Raw genomic sequence first — 19,952 nt, 5'->3', positions numbered from 1 at the left:
GCTATGCTCGAGCCTCGCGCGCCGCGGTGCTGCCGGGCTCGCCGTAGCGGATGTAAAGGGTCACGCCCACTGTCACGAGCAGCGTGAGCAGCGTTGCCAGGGCACTGCCGAAGGGCCAGTTCAGCCCCTGGCCAAATTGCGCCGCGATGACATTGCCGACCATCATCGACTCCGGACCGCCGAGGATGTCCGGCACGATGAAGGAGCCCAGGGTCGGCACGAAGCAGAGGATGACCCCCGTCGTCACGCCCGGCAGGGAGGCGGGAACGATGACATGCCGAAAGGTCTGCGCGCGGCTCGCCCCCAGGTCCATGGACGCCTCCAGCAGCGAGGGGTTCATGCGCTCGAGCGCCGCATAGATCGGCGGGATCATGTAGGGGAGATTCCAGTAGACAAAGCCGACGACCACGGCCAAGGGCGTGTAGATCAGGCTCAACGGCTCGCCGACGATGGACAGCGCCTGCAGCAGCTGATTGACGAGCCCGTTGTCACCCAGGATGATCTTGAACGAGTACAGGCGCACGAGCAGATTGGTCCAGAGCGGCAGGAACACCAGAAACAGCAGCCAGACCTGCCGGCGCGGCGGCGAGCTGGCGATGAAATAGGCCGCCGGAAACGCGATCAGCAGCGTGATCAGGGTGGCCGATGCGGCATAGCCGATCGAGCGCAGGAGGATGCCGAGATAAAACGGATCCAGCGACTGGCGATAGTGCTCCAGGCTCGGCGTGCGAAAGACCTCCACCGTCATGCCGGCCGGTGAAAAACTCAGTGCTGCCAGGATCAGGACCGGAACCAGGAAAAAGACTAGCAGCCACACGAAGGGCGGCAGCGTCAGGATGGAGATCTCGGCGCGTCCGCCGAGCAGCGCTTGACGGTGCTCAGGCATGGAGCACGACCCCGGAGCCCTTGCTCCAGACGACCCACACGTCCTCGTTCTGCTCCAGGCCCATGACCTTGTCTTCGAGCATCAGGTAATTCGGCACCTTTACGTCGATCCGCTCCCCGCTCTTTAGGCGTACGGACAGCTGCGTCGCCTCCCCGAGAAACAGCGTTCGCTCGATCTGGCCGAAGAATCCGTTCTCGTAGTCCTTCGGCGCGAGCAGACTGACCCGCAACTGCTCGGGCCTCAGGCCGAAGACGACCGTGTCTCCGGGAGCAAGGTCGCTCGCCCCGCGGCGCTCGATGCGGCTTTGTCCGAGGACCTCGACGCCGAGCCGGTCGGGCGAGACCTCGGTCACGACGCCCTGGAAAAAGTTCATCGAGCCGACGAAGTCGCCGACGAACCGGGTCTGGGGTCGCTGATAGAGCTCAAAGGGCGTGGAGCACTGCTCGAAGACTCCGCGGTTCATGACCGCGACGCGGCTGGCCATGGACAGCGCCTCGGCCTGATTGTGCGTGACGAAGACGAAGGTGATGCCGCTGCGCGCCTGCAGATCGGCCAGTTCCTGGCGCATCTGCTCACCGGTCTTGCGATCCAGGGCGGACAGGGGCTCATCGAGCAGCAGCAGTCGCGGACGGTTGATCAGGGCCCGCGCCAGCGCGACGCGCTGCTGCTGCCCGCCTGACAGCTGGGCTGGCATGCGCCTTTCAAAACCAGACAGACCAACCAGCTCCAGTGCGGCCGCCACCCGGTCGCGGATCTCCGCCTCCGGCGTCTTCCGCACCTTCAGCCCGTAGGCCACGTTGTCGTACACCCTGTAATGCGGAAACAAGGCATAGTTCTGAAACACCGTGTTCACGTCGCGGTGATTCGGCGGAACGTCGGTGATGTCGACCCCATCTAGCATGATCCTGCCTGCCGTCGGCCGATCGAAACCGGCGATCATGCGCAGCAATGTGGTCTTTCCGCATCCGCTCGATCCGAGGATACAGAAGAACTCGCCCTCGTCGATCACGAGGTCGAGAGGCTCGACGACCGAGACGTCGCCATACCGCTTGGAAATGGCATTGAGCGCTAGCATGTGCAATCAATCCTGGTGGATCGTGGCCGAAGCGGGAGCCGACTCAGCCGTCGCGCATGATACCGCTGTCTTCGGTTTGTAGAGAGTTGAAAATTCAACTGTCATCGTTGGCCAGCGCGTCGCTCCACCCGCCCCGGAAAGACCGAAAGGCCAGGCGCAACGCCCCTCGACCCTATTTTGGAGGCCGAATGATTCTTTGAACGCTTTTGATCGTTTCAACAATGGCCTGGGCACTGGTCGCCCATGGCGAGCAGGGCACGGAGTCAGCCGCTCAGTACCGGTTTGTGCTGATTCCAAAGGTCGTACATCCCTGGTACGACAAGGTGCAGGACGGTGCCATGGAGCAGGTCCGCTTCCTGGAGGCACGCACCGGCGAGCAGTTCGAGATCGATTACCATCCGCCGACCTCCGCGGATGTGGCGGAACAGAACCGCATCCTCTAGGAGGCCATCGCCAGCCGTCCGGACGGCATCGCGCTGGACCTGCTCGACCCGGAGCTCAATCGTCCACTCATGGTCGCGGCGGTCGCGGCCGGCATTCCCGTGGTGGCCTTCGATTCCGTCGCGCCATCGGATCTCGGCATTCTGAGCATCGGCAACGACTTTCGCGCGCAGGCAACCCTGGCCGCGGAGCGGCTGGTGGAACTGATGGGCGGCAAAGGCAAGGTGGCCATCATGCAAGGGGTTCCGACCGCGCCGAATCATCGTCTGCGCTACGAGGCGCACAAGGCGGTCTTCGCCAGGTATCCCGGCATCGAGATCGTCGCCGAGGGGATCGACCAGGACGACATCGCGCTGGCGCAGTCCCAGGCCGAGACGATCCTAAAGGCCCATCCGGACCTCGACGGGTTCGTCTCCTGCAACGCCTCGGGGCCCGTCGGCATCGGACGGGCGATCGCCGAGGCCGGTCGCGCGGGCAAGATCCACAGCGTCGGTATCGACGATCTCGATCCGCTGCTGGAGCTGATTCGCGAGGGCGTGGTGGATTCGTCGGCCTCGACCAAGCCGCATCTGCAGGGCAGCTGGGCGGTCATGGGATTGTGGATGGCGCGCCTTGGGCGCCCGCTTCCCGCGGTGATCGATACGGGCATCGCCCACATCACCCGGGAGAATCTCGACAGTTATCACACTGAGTAGCGGCACACCGAACAGCGGCACACGGAGTAACGGCAGGGTAACGTCGCCAGAGGCAATTCCGTCAGGTGGCAGTCAAAAAGGCAGCAATTCCAAATTCAAACCGCAGAGGCGCGGAGAACGCAGAGGACAGCCAGAGTTTTCATAAGCCTCTCTGCGGGCGCTTTGCGTTCTCTGCGACTCTGTGGTTAATCGAGCCGCGGCAAAGCGGCAAATTTGAAATTGCAGCCAAAAAGGCCGCCTCTCGTCTGCGGACCCCGCACTGCGCTCAGAAGCTGTAGGTCTCGGGCGCGAACGGCACGCTGGCCATGCCGGCCCGAATCTTCCACTCGCCCCCCTCGCGGTTCAGCGTCAGGGCGTAGCGAAACAGCGCCCGGTTCTCCGCTCCGTCCGACTCGTAACTGATCGGCAGTTCGATCAGCAGACTCGCCAGGTCGCCCTCGCACTCCACATGGAGCTTGCGCCGTTCACCCCAGCGGATGTTGGATAGGTTGGAAAAATCCTTCACCAGGTTGGCACGCAACGGCTCGATCCCGCTGACAACCTCGTCGGCATTGGTGCCGAAGACCAGGATCGGCTTGGTCGAGCTAAAGAGCGCGAGACAGCCTTCGAGATCCTGTTTCGCGTAACGATCGAGAAAGTCCTGGACGGTGCTCAGAACCTGTTCACTACACGTGCTCATAGGGTGCCTCCAACGGAATGGAATTGTGACTACTCGGCGTCGAGCCAGCCCCGGCAGGGGAGGCCCTCATTACAGCTATGCGCAACATACAGATTAGCTGCAGAGATCATATCCTGCATGACCTGGGTCTTGGATGCGTTGCCGGTATGTCGCCAAATGACGTGTCTCCCTCCGCCGCTTCGATGTCGCCAACCGAAGAAGCACCGGCCGATCAAGCCGCGATGTTCTCCGACGAAACATGATTCTCCAGGGCGTTACGATAGAGATCGATCACGGGGAAGCAGAGATCATAATCGCCCCAGACCAGATCGCCATACTCGACGCGAAAGGTCGCAAAGCGTTCAGGGGCTAGATAGGCGCGCAGATCCGGATGGCGAGCTTTCGATAAAAAGGGTTTGAAATCGACTTCTTGCCTACGACCATCGGAGAAGCACAGGCATAACCGATACTCGCCAACCTGCTCTGCTGACACAAGCTGAATAAGCTCACTCTTCACTTGAGCCTCCTTTGAATATGTTCAGGCTTGACCGACTTGTGCAGCACGAAAAAGTCGATCCACTTCGCAACGATCTCATCAGCACGGGCGCGAACCAGTTCTTTAAAATAGACCATTTCCCGATGAGTCAGCGGCGGGTGCCCAAAGGCATCAGTCAAGCGGATTTCCGTCACTTGACCCTCGAGGAGGATCAGTTCGGCACGCGCCTCCCGTCCCTGGCATTTTGCATGCACGTGGACCGGTTCATGCTCATTCGCGTAGAACATGATGACCAGGCCGAAATACTCATACAGCTTTGGCATGCGGCCTCGGGGTCAATCCATGGACAATCAAAAAACGTTTCGATGGCGGGCCAGGGCGGGACGCCTAGCAGCAGCAAATGCGTCCTGGCGCCTAGGCGCCAGTTAACGACATCTTAGCGCGCGGGCACGATCAGGGCGCGCCAGACGAGGGCAAGACTGGTGGCGAGCAACGTCACGGCGGCTGCGGGGACCAGCAGCGGCGGGGAGTGCGCGGGCTGGGGCAACAGCAGCAGGGCCGTGGCGCAGCCCGTCAGGCCGACCGCGGCAAGGGCCGACGTGGTGCGCCGATTGTTGCGCTGCAACTGCTTTGCGACGGCGTCGATATTGCTGGCCGGGCTGTGCGGATGCGTGTATGTCTGGCGGTCGAGGTGGTCGACCAGGCGGGTCAGTGCGCCGGGCAACTCAGGCAAGCGCTCCACCAGCGCCGGCCAATTCTCGGCACTGCGACGCACCAGGGTACGCAGACTGATCTGGTCACGCATCCAGCGCTCCATGTAGGGCTTGGCCGTGGTCCAGAGGTCCAGCTCCGGATAGAGCTGCCGGCCGAGGCCCTCGATGTTGAGCAGGGTCTTCTCCAGCAGCACCAGCTGGGGCTGGATCTCCATGTCGAAGCGGCGCGCGGTCTGGAACAGGTTGACCAGGAAGGCGCCGAAGGAGATCTCGGACAGCGGCTTCTCGAAGATCGGCTCGCAGACGGTGCGGATGGCCGATTCGAACTCCTCGACCCGGGTGCCCTGGGGCACCCAGCCGGACTCCAGGTGCAGCTCGGCCACACGCCGGTAGTCGCGATGGAAGAACGCCAGCAGATTCTCCGCAAGGTAGCGCTGGTCTTCCTTGGTGAGCGTGCCGACGATACCGAAGTCCACCGAGATATAGCGCCCGCTGGGCTCGACGAAGATGTTGCCCGGGTGCATGTCGGCATGGAAGAAGTTGTCGCGGAACACCTGGGTGAAGAAGATCTCCACGCCGCGGGTGCCGAGCCGGCGCATGCTGATGCCCTGCTCCTTGAGCGTGGCGACCTGCGACACCGGCGTGCCGTAGATGCGCTCCATGACCATGACGTTGGCGCGGGTCCAGTCCCAGTGGACCTCCGGGATGTAGAGGTCCTCGCTGTGGCGGAAGTTGCGCCGCAACTGCGAGGCATTGGCCGCCTCGCGCTGCAGGTTCAGCTCGTCGAAGATGGTCTTCTCGTACTCCTGCACCACCTCCACCGGGCGCAGCCGGCGACCTTCAGGGAAGTAGCGCTGTACCAGACGCGCAAAGGCGAACAGCAGGTCGACATCGCGGCGGATGGTCTTCTCGATGCCGGGCCGCAACACCTTGACGATGATCTCGCGACCGTCGCGCAGACGCCCGGCGTGCACCTGGGCGATGGAGGCCGAGGCCAGCGGCTGCTCCTGGAACTCGGCCAGCACCTCCTCCACCGGCCGCCCCCAGGCCTTCTCGATCAGCGCGCGGGCCTCGGCGCCGCCAAAGGGGGGCACCCGATCCTGCAGCTTGGCCAGTTCCACCGCCAGCTCCGGCGGCAGCAGATCGACGCGGGTGGACAGGATCTGCCCGAACTTGATGAAGATCGGCCCCAGCTGCTCCAGCGCCAGGCGCACCCGCACCGGATAGGGCGGCAGGTCACGCCTGAACCAATGCCAGGGCGCCAGGTAGAGCAGAAAACGCAGCGGCCGGAACAGGCGCGTAGCGGTGACGACCTCGTCGAGGCCGTGCCGCAGCAGAACGATGTTGATATGTACCAGGCGCAGGGCCTGCGAAACGCGCAGCATGGCCGTTGTCTAGGGCTCGAGACGGAGAAGCGGGGGCGTCATCAGCGGCGACGCGCGGCCAGGCGATCGACCCGCGCGGCCAGGCGCTCGGTGTCGTCGCGCAGGGTGTCGACGGCGTCGAGGAACCCCTGCAGCTCGTCCCGGGCGGGCAGCATGCGTGCCTCTTCCTGCAGCCATTCACCCAGGTTCCGGGTCAGGGTGTCGGCGCTGCGTCGCGCCCAGCGGTCGGCATCGCGCGCCTGGCGGGCGATGCCTTCGGCGACGACGTCGCCGACCGCCTTCGACAGCAGTTCCTGCCAGTCGATGTCGAGTCCCTGCAGGATCTCGCCCAGGGTCTGCGCCAGCGCGTTGTCGCCGCTGATCTCGACGTCACCCGAGAACACCGAATCCTCGCGGTGCTCGGCCAGGGCCATGCCCAGCAGCGCCGCCGCGCTGCCGCGCACGGTGCAGTCCGGCTCCGCCTGGTAATTACCATACAGCATCAGCGTGGCCTTGCCGGGCACCACGCAGACGCGGGTGCCAAAGCCAGCGAGCTCCAGCCGCAACACCCGGCCCTGGATGGCGGCCAGGCGGGCTGCGCCCTCGGGATCGAGCCCCAGCACGGCATTGACGGCGGTCTGCACCGCGGCCAGTGCCGCATCCGGGAGCTGGATGCCCTCGTCCGCGGGCGTCTGCGTGCCGTCTAGGTACATGGCGTCTCTCAGAGCTTGTAGCCGCGGTGGATCGCCACCACGCCGGCGGTGAGGTTCTGGTAGCTGCAGCGCTCGAAGCCGGCCTGTTCCAGCATCGACAGCAGGGTCTCCTGGTCCGGATGCATGCGGATGGACTCGGCCAGGTAGCGATAGCTGTCCGAGTCGCCGGTCACCAGCTTGCCCATGAGCGGCAGCATGGTAAAGGAGTAGAGGTCGTACGCCTTTGCCAACGGGTCAATCGTGGGGTGGGAGAATTCCAGGATCAGAGCGCGACCACCCGGGCGCAACACGCGGAACATCTCGTTCAGCGCCAGCTGCTTGTGGGTGACATTGCGCAACCCGAAGCCGATGGTGACGCAGTCGAAGCTGTTGTCAGCAAACGGCAGGGCCTCGGCATTGGCGATGGCATAGTCGAGATTGCCCACGCGACCGGCATCCACCAGCCGGGCACGTCCCTGGCTGAGCATGGCCTCGTTGATGTCAGACATCACCACCGCGCCGTCCGGGCCGACGATCTCGGAGAAGCGCTCCGCCAGGTCACCGGTGCCGGCGGCCAGGTCCAGCACCTGCTGGCCGCGGCGCACGCCGGCCATCTCGATGGCGCGCCGCTTCCAGAGCCGATGGATGCCCATGGACATCAGGTCATTCATGATGTCGTAGCGGGTGGCCACCGAATCGAACACCGCACGCACGCGGGCCTGCTTCTCGCCGACAGGGACCTCCTGGTAGCCGAAGTGGGTGGTCTTGTCGTCGGTCATGAAGAAATGCTCCGTGATGTCCAGCCGGTGATTCTACCAGCCCAGGCGGTACGCGTGGCTTGCGCAAAGTCAGCTGCGGCCGTTCCGGGGCAGCCCGTTCGACGCACCCTCGGGAAGCTGAGGGTACTGCTGAGTCATTCAGCATACCCGTGCGGGGCAGGAGGCCCCGCCATTGCTGGCGGCGCATGCCGCTGAAGCTGCAGCGATGCGGAAACCGCGTTTTCGAATCGCGTGCTGATTTTTGGCCAGGAGGCCGGTAAATCAGCGTCTCCCTAGTGACTTGGCTTGCGCTTGTGGCCGGCCTTTTCCAGCTCCGCCAGGTAGTCATGCCACAGGCCCTGCTGGTTACGGCCCAGGTTGTACAGATACTCCCAGGAGTAGATGCCGGTGTTGTGCTCGTCGTCGAAGTGCAGGCAGACGGCATAGTTGCCCACCGGCTCGATCCGGTCGATGTTGACGTCCTCCTTGCCCACCTGCAGCACCCGCTGCCCCGGGCCATGGCCCTGGACTTCGGCGGACGGCGAGTAGACACGCAACAGCTCCAGCGGCAGGTTGAAGTGGGAGCCATCGTCGAAGGTGACCTCGAGGACGCGCGAGGCACGATGCAGGTTGAACTCGGTGGGGGTCGGCATGAAGGCACTCCTGATCTGGGCTTGATGGGTCGAAACTTGACGGGTCGGAACGCGGTGACGCCGAGTCGCTGCCAGGCCCGCTGCCTGAAAGCGCCTGGCCCTCGCCCCGGCCGGATGTCGGCGAAGACGCTGTCCCGATGACATCCGACATCCCGCGCAATTTTCTGCCAGTTGGGCGAACTCGGACAGAGTTCAACTGTGCCGACATGGCGCCGGATATCCGGGCGCCTCCCTTGAATTAGCGTTTGCTGATACCAGTTCCGGTCCAGCACGCTCCGAGCCCGCCACAGCGCTGCGACAGCCCGGTTCGCGAGCCGACACCAACCCGCAATCACCGCGGCCGCCTCGTCATGGAGTTCCAGACGACCAGCGCCGATCCCCCTTTTCCGACCAGGGAGTCATATCCATGTCCGAGCTGACCAGAGAAACCGTCGAAGCCGCCATCAAGGAATACGTCGAGCCGCACCTGGGGCGCGACCTGGTGTCGACCAAGTCCGTCAGGACCGTCGAGATCGAGGGCGACCAGGTCAAGGTCGGCATCACCCTGGGCTTCCCGGCCAAGGGCGCCGCGAGCGGTATCGCGGAGGCGGTGAAGCAGCACGTCGAGGCCCTGCCCGGGGTCAGCGCGGCGCAGGTGGACGTGGACTGGGAGATCCGGTCTCATTCGGTGCAGAAGTCCCTGAAGCCCATCGACAACGTCAAGAACATCATCGCCGTCGCCTCGGGCAAGGGCGGCGTCGGCAAGTCCACCACCGCGGTCAATCTGGCCCTGGCCCTGTCCGCCGAGGGCGCCAAGGTCGGCATCCTCGACGCCGACATCTACGGCCCGTCGCAACCGCGCATGCTCGGCATCACCGGCAAGCCCGAGTCCAAGGACGGCAACAGCCTGGAGCCGATGAACAGCTATCATCTGCAGGCCATGTCCATCGGCTTCCTCATCGACGAGGAGACGCCGATGATCTGGCGCGGCCCCATGGTCACCCAGGCGCTGGAGCAGCTGCTCAATGACACCAACTGGTCCGAGCTGGACTACCTGGTCATCGACCTGCCGCCGGGCACCGGCGACACCCAGCTGACCCTGGCGCAGAAGGTGCCGGTCTCCGGCGCCGTCATCGTCACCACGCCCCAGGACATCGCCCTGCTCGACGCCCGCAAGGGCCTGAAGATGTTCCAGAAGGTGGAGGTGCCGGTGCTGGGCGTGGTGGAGAACATGAGCATCCACATCTGCTCCAAGTGCGGCCACGAGGAGCACATCTTCGGCGAGGGCGGCGGCGGCCGCATGGCGGAGCAGTACGGCATCCAGTTGCTCGGCGCGCTGCCGCTGGACATCCACATCCGCGAGGAGACCGACAGCGGCAAGCCCAGCGTGGTGGCCGATCCGGAGTCGCGCGTCAGCCAGATCTACCGCGAGATCGCCCGCAAGACCGCCGCCAAGCTGTCGCTGCAGGCCAAGGATTATGCGGCGAAGTTCCCCAGGATCGTGATCGAGAACAATTAAGCAAACGCTGATCTATTCAGCATTTCCCGTGCGGGGCAGGAGGCCCCGCCATGTTTAGCGGCGCAAGCCGCTGGAAATGAAGTGATGCGGAAACCGCGTTTTCGAATCACGTGCTGATTCTGGCCAGGATGGCCAATAAACCAGCGTCTCCTCAAGGAGACGGGCCCTGTCGCAGCCAGGTTCCGAACCTGGCTGCCAGTGATGTTCGCCCAGATCGCTGCCATTGCCGCACTGAACAGGCTGATCTAGGAAGTCAATCACGAGGCCGCGTCGCTGGCTGGCTCGCGGGGCTTGCCGAGGCCCGGTCACCGCCCTACAATCCTGGTCTGTCGCGGGTGTAGTTCAATGGTAGAACCTCAGCTTCCCAAGCTGATGACGTGGGTTCGATTCCCATCACCCGCTCCATTTCTCTCCCTGCCATGCAGCGACTCTATCAAGCCGGCGACCGCATCGAGGCGCAGCTGCTGAGCGATCTGCTCGATCGCCACCTGATCGACAATACCGTGCTGGGCGACTACCTGACCGGCGCCGTGGGCGAGTTGCCGGCGGATGTCTACCCCGGCGTCTGGATCATCCACGACCAGGACCTGGAACGCGCACAAGCCCTGCTGCAGGCCTTCCTGGCCGATGCGCGCCGGGAGCCGCGCAGCTCCTGGGTCTGCCATGGCTGCGGCGAGCTGGTGGATGGCGCCTTCGACCTGTGCTGGCGCTGCGGCCACGCACGCACTGATGACTGAACCCGGACAAGGTCGCTGAACCCCATGCGCCTGATGAAACGCCTGTTGCTTCTGCTCCTCGCCCTGGTGGGCCTGTCCGCGCTGGCCCTTGTCACCGCAGGCCCGCTGCTGATCGACCGCGAATCCATGGCCCGCCGGCTGGAGGCGGCGGTAATGGCCGATTCCGACCTGATCGACTCCGGCTGGACCCTGCACCTCGGCGCCATCAGTGATCTGCGCCTGCTGCCGCATCCGCGGGTCGAGATGCAGTCCATCCGCCTGACCTATCCGGTTGCGCCCGAAGCGACCCAACAGGAAGCCGAACAGCCCGCCGGCGCCTTGTCGATCGAGCGGCTGGCCATCGAGGGCCGCGTGCTGCCATTGCTGCAGGGCCGGCTGGAGTTGGCGTCGATCCGCGTCCAGGGCCTTGCTCTGAATCGCCCTCTGAACGGATCTCCGGGGCACTTGCCCCACGACGCCCAGCATGGCGCCGGGGCCAGCAGCGCGCGCCATGCGACCGAGCCCGCAACCAAGCCCGTCGAGGCTGGTACCTCTGCGGATCTGGGGCCGGTCTTGCTGCCCTGGTGGCAGTCCCGGGCGCAGCGGCTCGACATCACCGCCGATCATGTCACGCTGCACTACCCGGCGGACCAGCCGGGGCCGGCCTGGTCGCTGTCGCAGCGCGACGGGGACAGCTTCTCGCGGGGTGGTACCGCACGCGTGGATGCCCGCCTGCATCTCACCGGCGACAACCCTCGAGTCAACGCCACGTTGACACTCGAATCCGATGCGGACGTGGTCGGTGCAGCCGGCACCGAACGCCTGCGGCTGCGCGGACTGCGCCTGCAGGGCGAGGATGTGGCGTTCGGAGCAGCGCGCCCGCTGCCGCTGGAACTGACCGGTGAGCTCGACTACCTGCTGGCAACGGGCCGGACGGAAGGCCTGCACCTGCGTCTGGCCTCGGGCGCATTGCGCCTGCGCCTGCGCGACCTTGCAGAGGAAGCCCCGGGCACCACACCGATGCAGCGCCGGATGCAGCTGGAAGGGCTCGATCTGCGCGCCTGGCTGGCCGAGGCCGGGCGCGCCTTGCCGGGCAGCGACCAGACACTGCGCTGTGTGGCCGGCGACGGCCTGATCGCGCTGACGCCGGATGGTCTGACCCTGTCCCGGTTGCGCCTTTCCGTGGACGGCATCCCGGTGGCCGGCGCGGCCCGGCTCGGCAGCGGACGGCGACCCGGCACCGAGCTTGCCCTGAGCACTCACGGCGGGGGCGTGGATCTGACCCCGTATCTGGCCAGCCGGCCCGCATCAGCCCCGGATCTGGAACAAAACCCGGAACAAAATCCGGACCCAGGGCCAACGGGTGACCTGGCCTGCGATCCGGTCCTGGATGACCCTGCCGCCTGGCCCGCGCTGCCGCAACCGGAGCCTGGCACGGATCTGAGACTGACGCTGGCGGCAGGACAGCTACACCTGAGCGCGCTGGACTATCAGGACCTGTCGGTGGATGCACGGGTTGGGGGCGGCGTTGCCCGGGCGCAGATCGCTGTGGGGGCGTTCTACGCCGGCACCCTGCGGGCGGAGCTGGAGCGACCGCTCGGCCAGAATCAGAACCAGGGCCGAAACGCCATCGCGGCCCCGGGGTCCACAACCGCGCTGCGCGGCCTGGCCAGCGAGGTCGATCTCGGCCGGCTGCTGGAGGCCCTGCGGGCGGACGCCGAGGGTACCCCCCAGAGTACCCCCCAGATCAAGCCCCAGATCACCGGCACCGCGGAGATACGCGCGGACCTGACCGCCACCGGCCACGACGCGGCGGCCATGCGCGAGACGCTGGCGGGCAATGTCGCGGTGTCGTTGCGCGACAGCCGGGTTGCCGGGCTGGAGCTGGACGAACTGCTGATCCGCGCCGGCGTGGACCCGGTGGAAGCCCGCGGCATGGCCCGGTTGTCGACACTGACGGCGACGGCGCAGGGACGCGACGGGGTGTTCCTCAGCGATGACATCCTCGGCCACTCACCTTTGTTACGCGTACAGGGTAGCGGCCGCTTCGAGGTACCCACAGACCGCCTGCAACTGGACCTGGAGGCCGAGCTGGTGCAGTCGCCACAGGGTCCGGACCTGCGCGGGCTGGAAGGCATCCGCGTGCCCATCAGCGCCCGGGGCGACTGGCGACAACCGGCCTGGCGGATGGAGCTCGGCCCGGCCCTGGGCGAGGCCGCGCAGCGGCTGTTGCAGCAACAGCTGGAAGACAACCGGGATGCCCTGAAGGCGCTGGAAGAGCGCACCGGCATCCAGGGCCTGGAGCAGGGCCTGCGGGGCCTGCTCGGTCTCTGATCCGGCAATGGAAGGCACCGCACCGACTGCATCGGCACCGCTGACACCAGTGGCCTCTGCGGCCCCCGGCCAGCCCTGGGATGCGGCCGGCTTCGCCGGCAACCTGCTGGACTGGTTCGACGAGCACGGCCGCACCGACCTGCCCTGGCAGCACACCCCGACACCCTACCGGGTATGGGTGTCCGAGATCATGCTGCAACAGACCCAGGTTGCCGTGGTCATCCCCTACTTCGAGCGCTTCATGGCGCGCTTTCCGCAGGTCACGGCACTGGCCGCGGCGGCGCAGGATGAGGTGCTGCATCTGTGGTCCGGGCTCGGCTACTACGCCCGGGCGCGTCACCTGCACCGCGCCGCGCAGCTGATCGTCGAACGCCACGGCGGGCGCTTTCCCACCGACATCGACGCCGTGCAGGCCCTGCCCGGCATCGGCCGCTCCACCGCCGGGGCCATCCTGTCGCTGTCACTGGGGCGGCACCACCCGATCCTCGACGGCAACTGCAAGCGCGTGCTGGCGCGCTGCTTCGCCGTCGACGGCTGGCCCGGGCGCAGCGCGGTGCTGGCGGAGCTGTGGCGTCTGGCGCAGTGGCTGACGCCGTCGAGCCGCGTCGGCCCGTTCAATCAGGCGATGATGGACCTTGGCGCGACACTGTGCACACGCGCGCGGCCGGACTGCAGGCGCTGCCCGCTGGCGGCGCGCTGCCTCGGCCTGCAGCTGGGGCGGCCACAGGACTATCCAGCCCCACGCCCCCGGCGCGACATGCCGCTGCGGCAGACGCGACTGCTGCTGGTGCTGGACCGGGCCGGGCGCGTGCTGCTGGAGCGACGGCCCCCAAGCGGCATCTGGGGCGGCCTCTGGGTACCGCCGGCCCTGTCATCAGAACCGTCGCCGGAATCGTCGTCGGCCTCAGCCAGCGCAGACCTGAGCGAGGCCGAGCACTGGTGCCGCACGCGGCTCGGCGCCACCATCGCTCGGGTTGAAATGCTGCCGCCCCGACGGCATACCTTTTCCCACTTCCATCTCGACATCCTGCCGCTGGCGATGCGGCTCGACGGCGAGCCGAAGCGGGTCGCCGATGGCGGCGACCAGGCCTGGATCGATCCCGCGAACCCCGCCGGCTTCGGCTTGCCGGCGCCGATCCGTCGGCTGCTGCACGAGCTGAACGGGCGCATCGACCGGCTTTGAATGCACCCTACTTTTGAATGCACCCTACTCTGGAGAAACCCGAATGACCCGAATGGTGAACTGCGTCAAGCTGGGCCATGAGGCCGAGGGGCTGGAACGCCAACCGTATCCCGGCGAACTGGGCAAGCGCGTGTTCGAGAATGTATCGAAACAGGCATGGGGCGACTGGCTGAAGCACCAGACCATGCTGATCAACGAAAACCGGCTGAGCCCGATGGACCCGAAGGCGCGCAAGTTCCTGGAAGCGCAGATGGACAGCTATTTCTTCGGCGCCGGCGCCGACATGCCCGAGGGCTACGTGCCGCCCAAGGACTAGACGCCGCCATGGCGGCACGCGTCGCCGATGGCGACGCCGCACGCTTCAGATCTCGGACACCACCTTGTCGTAGAAGGCCAGGAAGTCATCCGGCGTCGGGCCTTCACGCCACTCGATGGCAGCGCGCGGGTGCTGGTTGAGCTGGCCGGTGATGTTGTACGGGAGCAGCGGTCCCCACTCGATCTCCTGCCGCAGCGGCAGGATGTGGTGCTGGATTACCTCGATGATGGGGCGCACATCGAACTTGGGATTACGCAGGAAGCCCAGCAGCAGTTCGGTGTGGCAGTTTCCGGCCCCGCGGCCGAAGCCGAACATGGTGGCATCCACCCGGTTGCAGCCGAGGATGATGGCCTCGATGGTGTTGGCGAAGGCCAGCTGCAGGTTGTTGTGGGCATGGATGCCGACCTCCTTGCCGGTGCCGGCCAGGGCGGCGGCGTAGGTGCGATACAGGCGGTCGACCTGCTCGCGGTACAGGTGGCCGAAACTGTCGACGATGACCATGGTGCTCGCCGGGCTGTCGGCAACCGCCTCGAGCACGGTGTCGATCTCGACGTCGGTGATGTTGGACACCGCCATCAGGTTGGCCGTGGTCTCGTAGCCCAGTTCGGCGGCATGACGCATCATGTCCACCGCCTCGGAGACCTGATGCGCGTAGAAGGCCACGCGGATCACGCTCAGCGGACTCTCCGTAGCCGGGACGATGTCGGTCTGCCAGTCGCTCTTGCCCGCGTCGGCCATGGCGGCCAGTTTCAGTCCGGTGGCCTCGGCGTCGTGGTCGCCCACCACGCGCTGCAGGTCGGCCTCGTCGCAATGGCGCCAGGGGCCGAACCGCTCCACCGGGAAGGTCTTCTTCGAGTTCTTGTAGCCGATCTCCATGTAATCGATGCCGGCGGCGATGCAGGCGTCGTAGACGGCGCGCACGAAGTCGTCGCTGAACCGGTGGGCGTTGATGAGGCCGCCATCGCGAACGGTGCAATCAAGCACCTTGAGCTCGGGTCTGTAGGTGATCCAGGGCGCCTTCTCTGACATGGTTGCTTTCTCCGGGGTGTTGAGGCGGGATGGGGGGGCTCAGCGCCGATCGCCGCGACCGATCTGGGCCTGCAGCAGGTCACCGAAGGTGCCGCGTCCGGGGCCGGCCGCGTCGTCCTGCCGCGCGGCCGAGGGCCCGGCGGCGAAGGCGGCGGCATCCACCGGCGCGCTGTCGGGATCCAGTGACAGGCCGATGCGCCGCCGCTCGGGCTCCACCGCCAGCACCGTCGCCTGAACGGACTGGCCGGTGCTGACCACCTCGTCCGGATGATCCACCCGGCGGCCGGCGCCCAGCTCGCTGATGTGCACCATGCCCTCGACCCCCGGCTCCAGCTCGACGAAGGCGCCGAAGGGCTGGGTCCGGGTGACACGACCGGCAACCCGTGTGCCTACCGGATAGCGGGCTGCGACATCGGACCAGGGATCCTTCGCCAGCGCGCGGATGGAGAGCGCGATCTTTTCCGGCCGCTTGGGGTTGCCGGTCTGCTCCACCCGCAGCACGACCACCTCCACCTGCTGGCCGATCTGTAACACCTCTTCGGGGTGACGCACCCGGCCCAGCGCCAGCTCGCTGACATGGACCATGCCCTCGACGCCGCCCAGGTCGATGAAGGCGCCGAACTCCTTCATGCCGGTGACAGTGCCGCTCAGCACGGCGCCCTCCTGCAGTTGCGCGCGTACCTCGGCGGCTCGGGCGGCCTGCTCCTGCTCCAGCGGCGCGCGGCGCGACACCACCAGATTCAGCCGCCGGCCGCCTTCGAACCGGGTGATGCGGAAGGCGCAGCGCTCTCCCACCAGCGTGGACAGATCCTCGACGAAGCGGATGTCCGCCTGGGAGGCCGGGCAGAAGGCCCGATGACCGGCGATCTGCACCTCCAGACCGCCCTTGGTGGTGCCGGTGATGTGTCCCTCGACCGACAGCCCCTGGCGGTAGGCCGACTCCAGTTCGGCGCTGCCGTGCAGCTGCTTGCCCTGGCGGGTGCCCAGGATGACCGCGCCGGTCTCGACATCGACGCTGGTGACGATACCGCTGAGTTCGTCCCCGGCCTGCAACGACAGCGTGCCATCGTCGCCGCGCAGATGCTCCACGTCCATGCTCGCCTCGGCTTTGCCGCCGAGGTCCACGAACACCTGCTCGCTGCCCACCGAGATGATGGTGCCCTTGACCTGTTCGCCCACCTTAGGCAACGCGGCCGCCATGGCCTGCTCGGTCTTTTCCAGTTCCCGCAACAGGGCCTCGAAGTCGTTATCGTCTGTCATGCGTAATTGGCCTGTCCGCGGGCCGGTTCGGTTGGATCGCTATGATCGATGAGGATAGTCGCCGCCGGTGGGCGGCATCGGCAGACCGCCGCGCTCGAGCAAGTCGTCGCGGTGGTCGATGAAGTCCTGCGGGTGCGCCCCGGGACGCGCGCTCGGTTCGGCGATGGACATCGAAACAGTACGGGATGGAGCACGGATTGGGGCTAATGAAGGCCACCTGGCCTTGACAGGCCGAGAATTCTACCCCCCCGGCCGCTGTGTTTCCACTGAAACAGCCCGACGCAGGAACCATTTCGTCGCCTCCAGCACCGGCACGATGCTGACTGCGGCGGCCAGCACCAGCAACCAGTCGCCCGGGGCCAGACGCCAGGCACCGAAGGCCTCCGCCAGGAAGGGCACATGCAGGATGGCGAGCAACAGGGCCAGCTCCCAGGCGATCGCCAGGTTGAGCCAGCGGTTCGCGAACGGCCGCATCAGTACCGAATGGCGGTCGGAGCGAAAGTTGTAGGCCTTGAAGAACTGGATCAGCACCAGCGCGACGAAGGTCATGGTCATGGCCCGTGCCAGCACGGCCTCCGGCGCCAGCCCCAGGGCCTGGCCGCTGTTCAGCGCATGGACGAACAGCACAACATTGACCCCGGCGGACCAGAGGCCGCCCACCAGCATCAGCGCGACCACCGGCGGCGTGAAAATGCCCGACTCGGGATCCCGCGGCGGACGCTGCATCAGGTCCGGCTCCGGCGGGTCCAGGCCGAGGGCCAGTGCTGGCAGGCCGTCGGTGGCCAGGTTCACGTACAGGAGCTGCACCGCGCTCAGGGGCAGCGGCAGGCCGGCAAGGGTGGCCGCCGCCATCAGGCCGATCTCGCCGATGTTGGACGACAGCAGATACATCAGATATTTCTTGATATTGGCAAAGATGCCGCGGCCCTCTTCCACCGCGCCGACGATGCTGGCGAAGTTGTCGTCGGTGAGGGTCATGTCCGCCGCCTCGCGGCTGACGTCGGTGCCGGTGATGCCCATAGCGACGCCGATGTCGGCCCGTTTCAGCGCCGGGGCATCGTTGACGCCGTCGCCGGTCATGGCGCAGACGTGGCCGCGCCGTTGCCAGGCCTTGACCACCCGCAGCTTATCCGCCGGCGACACGCGGGCGTAGACCTCGATGTCGGCCACCACGGCGTCCAGCTGCTCCTGGCTCATGGCCCGGAGGTCACGGCCGACCAGCACGCGCCCGTGGCGCAGGATGCCGAGTTCGCCAGCGATGGCGCGGGCGGTCTCGGGGTGGTCGCCGGTGATCATGATCGGCCGGATGCCCGCCCGCGCGCAGTTGGCAATGGCGGCCCGGGCCTCGCGGCGGGGTGGATCGATCATGCCAACCAGGCCGAGCAAGACCATGTCCGTCTCGGCATCATCCCGGTCCGTCACGCCGGCCTTGCTGGCGATGGCCAGCACGCGCAGGGCCTGCTGCGCCAGCGCCTCAGCTGCCCGGTCGATGGCGTCGCGGCCGGCATCGGTCAGGGGCTCGGTGCCGCGCCGGGTGCGGATGCGCCCGCAGGTCTGCAGGATCTCTTCCACCGCGCCCTTGGCATGGGCCACCGTCTCACCGTCGCACCGGTGCAGCGTGGTCATGCGCTTGCGCTCGGAGCTGAACGGGATCTCGTCGATGCGCGGCGCCTGCTGCTCCAGTGCCTCCTTGTGCAGACCGGCCTTGGCAGCGGCAACCACCAGCGCGCCCTCGGTGGGATCGCCGAGGAGCGTCCAGCCACTATCGTCGGCGTCCAGACGGGCATCGCTGCACAGCGTGGCGGCGCGCAGCAGTTCCTCCACCAGCGCGCGCTGTCCCGGGAGCTCGGCCGGATCGCGCAGTTCGCCCTCGGGCGCGTAGCCGCTACCGCTCACAGTCGTGATGACGCCGTCGGCCCAGATCGCGCGCAGCGTCATCTCATCGCGGGTCAGGGTGCCGGTCTTGTCCGAACAGATCACCGAGGTGCTGCCCAGGGTCTCCACCGTCGGCAGCCGGCGCACCAGGGCATGGCGTTTCACCAGGCGCTGCACCCCGATGGCAAGGGAGACGGTCACCACCGCCGGCAGCGCCTCGGGCACCACCGCCACGGCCAGCGCGATGCCGAACAGGATCATCTCCAGCAGCGGCTCGCCGCGCAGCAGACCCAGCACGACGATCAGCGCCACCACCACTCCGGCGGCCAGCGCCAGCACCCGCCCGAGCCGGTCCAGGTTGCGCTGCAACGGGGTGGGCTGCTGCTCGACCCCCGCCAGCAGGTCTGTGACGCGACCGAACTCGCTGCCCAGACCGGTGCCGACGACGATGCCGCGTCCTCGTCCGCTGACGATATCGGTGCCGGAATAGACCAGATTCACCCGGTCGCCGACGCCCAGCTCCGTATCGGGCAGGGGCTCCACCTGCTTGGTCACGGGCACCGACTCGCCGGTCAGGGCGGCCTCGTTGGCCTGCAGGTTGGCCGCTTCGCACAGCCGGGCATCCGCCGGCACTCGGTCGCCGACGGCGAGCAGGATCAGGTCGCCCGGCACCAGTTCGCGTGCCGGCAGTGCCTGCTCCCGGCCGCCGCGGATCACCCTGGCCCGAGGCGCGGCCATGCGCCGCAGCGCCTCCATGGCCCGCTCGGCGCGATACTCCTGCGCGAAGCCCAGACCGATGGCGAACAGCACGATGATCAGGATGACGACCGACTCCAGCACCTCACCGAGCGCCGCCGACAAGGCCACGGCGACCAGCAGTATGAGGATCAGCACATTGCTGAACTGCGCCACCAGGATCTGCCACGGCGACAGGGTGTCCGCCTGCGGCAGCTCGTTATAGCCATCACGCGACAAACGGGCCGCCGCCTCGACATCGGTCAGGCCGCCGTCGTCGCCGCCGAGGCGCGTGCGGATCGCGTCGACGGTCAGGGTATGCCAGGGTTGCTGCATCGCGCTGCGCCCGCTTCGCATGTGCTTGCCATCATTCGGCCAGGAAGCCGGAATCCGGCACTGCCTTTCTGAAGCGTAGTCCGGTCAGGGACATCCGGGAAGGTTTCGGCCCGGTTGCACAGGTCGGCGGGCCGCTGGGCAGGGTCATCTCGCCTTGGCCCGCGGGACAACACCTGCTATACCCCTGTTCTGGGATGAGCGGATCGCGTTTACCTGCATCGCCATCCCCGGATACCCCC

The 19,952-nt window shown here is 66.6% G+C and carries 19 protein-coding genes and 1 tRNA gene; 8 read left to right on the top strand and 12 right to left on the bottom strand.

Annotated elements, in window-relative coordinates:
- Window position 1: 1 nt before the first annotated feature.
- Window positions 2-886: an ABC transporter permease gene (locus F2Q65_RS02630; protein WP_150090112.1), complete on the bottom strand. Its 885-nt coding sequence runs from the start codon at window positions 884-886 to the stop codon at window positions 2-4.
- Entirely contained in the window at window positions 879-1,961 is a 1,083-nt protein-coding gene (locus tag F2Q65_RS02625; protein WP_150090110.1) for an ABC transporter ATP-binding protein, read from the bottom strand. The genes F2Q65_RS02630 and F2Q65_RS02625 overlap by 8 nt, the downstream gene beginning before the upstream one ends.
- Window positions 1,962-2,182: 221 nt before the next feature.
- Here F2Q65_RS02625 and F2Q65_RS19600 point away from each other — a divergent pair, with 221 nt between their 5' ends.
- Window positions 2,183-2,404 carry a hypothetical protein gene (locus F2Q65_RS19600; RefSeq protein ID WP_211353926.1) on the top strand — a complete coding sequence of 74 codons (222 nt, stop codon included), beginning with the start codon at window positions 2,183-2,185 and terminating at the stop codon, window positions 2,402-2,404.
- A 6-nt stretch (window positions 2,405-2,410) separates the two neighbouring features.
- Window positions 2,411-3,097: a substrate-binding domain-containing protein gene (locus F2Q65_RS02620; RefSeq protein WP_211353934.1), complete on the top strand. Its 687-nt coding sequence runs from the start codon at window positions 2,411-2,413 to the stop codon at window positions 3,095-3,097.
- 265 nt (window positions 3,098-3,362) lie between these two features.
- Here the strand turns inward: F2Q65_RS02620 and F2Q65_RS02615 are convergent, their stop codons facing one another.
- The 7 genes from F2Q65_RS02615 to F2Q65_RS02585 all read right to left on the bottom strand — a co-directional run bounded on the left by F2Q65_RS02615 (window position 3,363) and on the right by F2Q65_RS02585 (window position 8,431).
- Complete coding sequence (locus tag F2Q65_RS02615; protein WP_150090108.1) at window positions 3,363-3,776, bottom strand: nuclear transport factor 2 family protein; 414 nt, start codon at window positions 3,774-3,776, stop codon at window positions 3,363-3,365.
- A gap of 211 nt (window positions 3,777-3,987) precedes the next feature.
- The gene (locus tag F2Q65_RS02610; RefSeq protein WP_150090106.1) at window positions 3,988-4,272 is read right to left on the bottom strand and encodes a DUF2442 domain-containing protein; all 285 of its coding nucleotides are present in this window, start codon (window positions 4,270-4,272) and stop codon (window positions 3,988-3,990) included.
- Window positions 4,269-4,574, bottom strand: a complete 306-nt coding sequence (locus F2Q65_RS02605; RefSeq protein WP_150090104.1) for a DUF4160 domain-containing protein — start codon at window positions 4,572-4,574, stop codon at window positions 4,269-4,271. The genes F2Q65_RS02610 and F2Q65_RS02605 overlap by 4 nt, the downstream gene beginning before the upstream one ends.
- A 113-nt stretch (window positions 4,575-4,687) precedes the next feature.
- A complete protein-coding gene (ubiB, locus tag F2Q65_RS02600) occupies window positions 4,688-6,349 on the bottom strand; it encodes a ubiquinone biosynthesis regulatory protein kinase UbiB (protein WP_150090102.1) in 1,662 nt (553 codons plus the stop codon).
- Window positions 6,350-6,390: 41 nt separating this feature from the next.
- Window positions 6,391-7,041: a ubiquinone biosynthesis accessory factor UbiJ gene (locus F2Q65_RS02595; RefSeq protein WP_150090100.1), complete on the bottom strand. Its 651-nt coding sequence runs from the start codon at window positions 7,039-7,041 to the stop codon at window positions 6,391-6,393.
- A gap of 8 nt (window positions 7,042-7,049) precedes the next feature.
- Complete coding sequence (gene ubiE / locus F2Q65_RS02590) at window positions 7,050-7,799, bottom strand: bifunctional demethylmenaquinone methyltransferase/2-methoxy-6-polyprenyl-1,4-benzoquinol methylase UbiE (protein ID WP_150090098.1); 750 nt, start codon at window positions 7,797-7,799, stop codon at window positions 7,050-7,052.
- A gap of 272 nt (window positions 7,800-8,071) precedes the next feature.
- Entirely contained in the window at window positions 8,072-8,431 is a 360-nt protein-coding gene (locus tag F2Q65_RS02585) for a gamma-butyrobetaine hydroxylase family protein (protein ID WP_150090096.1), read from the bottom strand.
- Between the two features lie 406 nt (window positions 8,432-8,837).
- Here F2Q65_RS02585 and apbC point away from each other — a divergent pair, with 406 nt between their 5' ends.
- From apbC to F2Q65_RS02555, 6 genes are all read left to right on the top strand, one after another.
- Window positions 8,838-9,929 (top strand): iron-sulfur cluster carrier protein ApbC, encoded by a 1,092-nt coding sequence (gene apbC, locus F2Q65_RS02580; protein WP_150090094.1) that lies wholly within the window; start codon window positions 8,838-8,840, stop codon window positions 9,927-9,929.
- A 331-nt stretch (window positions 9,930-10,260) separates the two neighbouring features.
- Window positions 10,261-10,334 (top strand) — tRNA-Gly (locus F2Q65_RS02575).
- A gap of 14 nt (window positions 10,335-10,348) precedes the next feature.
- Entirely contained in the window at window positions 10,349-10,666 is a 318-nt protein-coding gene (locus F2Q65_RS02570; RefSeq protein ID WP_150090092.1) for a putative signal transducing protein, read from the top strand.
- A 24-nt stretch (window positions 10,667-10,690) separates the two neighbouring features.
- Window positions 10,691-12,979, top strand: coding sequence for an AsmA family protein (locus tag F2Q65_RS02565; protein WP_150090090.1), 2,289 nt, complete (start codon window positions 10,691-10,693; stop codon window positions 12,977-12,979).
- A 7-nt stretch (window positions 12,980-12,986) separates the two neighbouring features.
- A complete protein-coding gene (mutY, locus tag F2Q65_RS02560) occupies window positions 12,987-14,162 on the top strand; it encodes an A/G-specific adenine glycosylase (protein WP_150090088.1) in 1,176 nt (391 codons plus the stop codon).
- A 43-nt stretch (window positions 14,163-14,205) separates the two neighbouring features.
- A complete protein-coding gene (locus F2Q65_RS02555; RefSeq protein WP_150090086.1) occupies window positions 14,206-14,478 on the top strand; it encodes an oxidative damage protection protein in 273 nt (90 codons plus the stop codon).
- A 45-nt stretch (window positions 14,479-14,523) separates the two neighbouring features.
- Here the strand turns inward: F2Q65_RS02555 and F2Q65_RS02550 are convergent, their stop codons facing one another.
- The 3 genes from F2Q65_RS02550 to F2Q65_RS02540 all read right to left on the bottom strand — a co-directional run bounded on the left by F2Q65_RS02550 (window position 14,524) and on the right by F2Q65_RS02540 (window position 19,734).
- Window positions 14,524-15,507: an aldolase catalytic domain-containing protein gene (locus F2Q65_RS02550; protein WP_150090084.1), complete on the bottom strand. Its 984-nt coding sequence runs from the start codon at window positions 15,505-15,507 to the stop codon at window positions 14,524-14,526.
- 39 nt (window positions 15,508-15,546) lie between these two features.
- The gene (locus tag F2Q65_RS02545) at window positions 15,547-16,767 is read right to left on the bottom strand and encodes a 30S ribosomal protein S1 (protein ID WP_150090082.1); all 1,221 of its coding nucleotides are present in this window, start codon (window positions 16,765-16,767) and stop codon (window positions 15,547-15,549) included.
- A 240-nt stretch (window positions 16,768-17,007) separates the two neighbouring features.
- Complete coding sequence (locus tag F2Q65_RS02540) at window positions 17,008-19,734, bottom strand: cation-translocating P-type ATPase (RefSeq protein ID WP_246155930.1); 2,727 nt, start codon at window positions 19,732-19,734, stop codon at window positions 17,008-17,010.
- Window positions 19,735-19,952 lie beyond the last annotated feature (218 nt).

This window comes from Thiohalocapsa marina, assembly GCF_008632335.1.
Lineage (GTDB): Bacteria > Pseudomonadota > Gammaproteobacteria > Chromatiales > Chromatiaceae > Thiohalocapsa > Thiohalocapsa marina.
The sequence above is the reverse complement of the archived record's forward strand: the minus strand, read 5'-3'. Positions and strand labels throughout refer to the sequence as shown.

Bases quoted from the DNA above. Each gene is read 5' to 3' on its own strand.
- F2Q65_RS02625 (WP_150090110.1), bottom strand. From the start codon at position 1,961: ATGCTAGCGCTCAATGCCATTTCCAAGCGGTATGGCGACGTCTCGGTC.
- mutY (WP_150090088.1), top strand. From the start codon at position 12,987: ATGGAAGGCACCGCACCGACTGCATCGGCACCGCTGACACCAGTGGCC.
- ubiB (WP_150090102.1), bottom strand. From the start codon at position 6,349: ATGCTGCGCGTTTCGCAGGCCCTGCGCCTGGTACATATCAACATCGTT.
- F2Q65_RS02595 (WP_150090100.1), bottom strand. From the start codon at position 7,041: ATGTACCTAGACGGCACGCAGACGCCCGCGGACGAGGGCATCCAGCTC.
- F2Q65_RS02555 (WP_150090086.1), top strand. From the start codon at position 14,206: ATGACCCGAATGGTGAACTGCGTCAAGCTGGGCCATGAGGCCGAGGGG.
- F2Q65_RS19600 (WP_211353926.1), top strand. From the start codon at position 2,183: ATGGCCTGGGCACTGGTCGCCCATGGCGAGCAGGGCACGGAGTCAGCC.
- F2Q65_RS02615 (WP_150090108.1), bottom strand. From the start codon at position 3,776: ATGAGCACGTGTAGTGAACAGGTTCTGAGCACCGTCCAGGACTTTCTC.
- F2Q65_RS02565 (WP_150090090.1), top strand. From the start codon at position 10,691: ATGCGCCTGATGAAACGCCTGTTGCTTCTGCTCCTCGCCCTGGTGGGC.
- F2Q65_RS02605 (WP_150090104.1), bottom strand. From the start codon at position 4,574: ATGCCAAAGCTGTATGAGTATTTCGGCCTGGTCATCATGTTCTACGCG.
- F2Q65_RS02550 (WP_150090084.1), bottom strand. From the start codon at position 15,507: ATGTCAGAGAAGGCGCCCTGGATCACCTACAGACCCGAGCTCAAGGTG.
- F2Q65_RS02570 (WP_150090092.1), top strand. From the start codon at position 10,349: ATGCAGCGACTCTATCAAGCCGGCGACCGCATCGAGGCGCAGCTGCTG.
- F2Q65_RS02585 (WP_150090096.1), bottom strand. From the start codon at position 8,431: ATGCCGACCCCCACCGAGTTCAACCTGCATCGTGCCTCGCGCGTCCTC.
- apbC (WP_150090094.1), top strand. From the start codon at position 8,838: ATGTCCGAGCTGACCAGAGAAACCGTCGAAGCCGCCATCAAGGAATAC.
- F2Q65_RS02630 (WP_150090112.1), bottom strand. From the start codon at position 886: ATGCCTGAGCACCGTCAAGCGCTGCTCGGCGGACGCGCCGAGATCTCC.
- ubiE (WP_150090098.1), bottom strand. From the start codon at position 7,799: ATGACCGACGACAAGACCACCCACTTCGGCTACCAGGAGGTCCCTGTC.
- F2Q65_RS02545 (WP_150090082.1), bottom strand. From the start codon at position 16,767: ATGACAGACGATAACGACTTCGAGGCCCTGTTGCGGGAACTGGAAAAG.
- F2Q65_RS02540 (WP_246155930.1), bottom strand. From the start codon at position 19,734: ATGCGAAGCGGGCGCAGCGCGATGCAGCAACCCTGGCATACCCTGACC.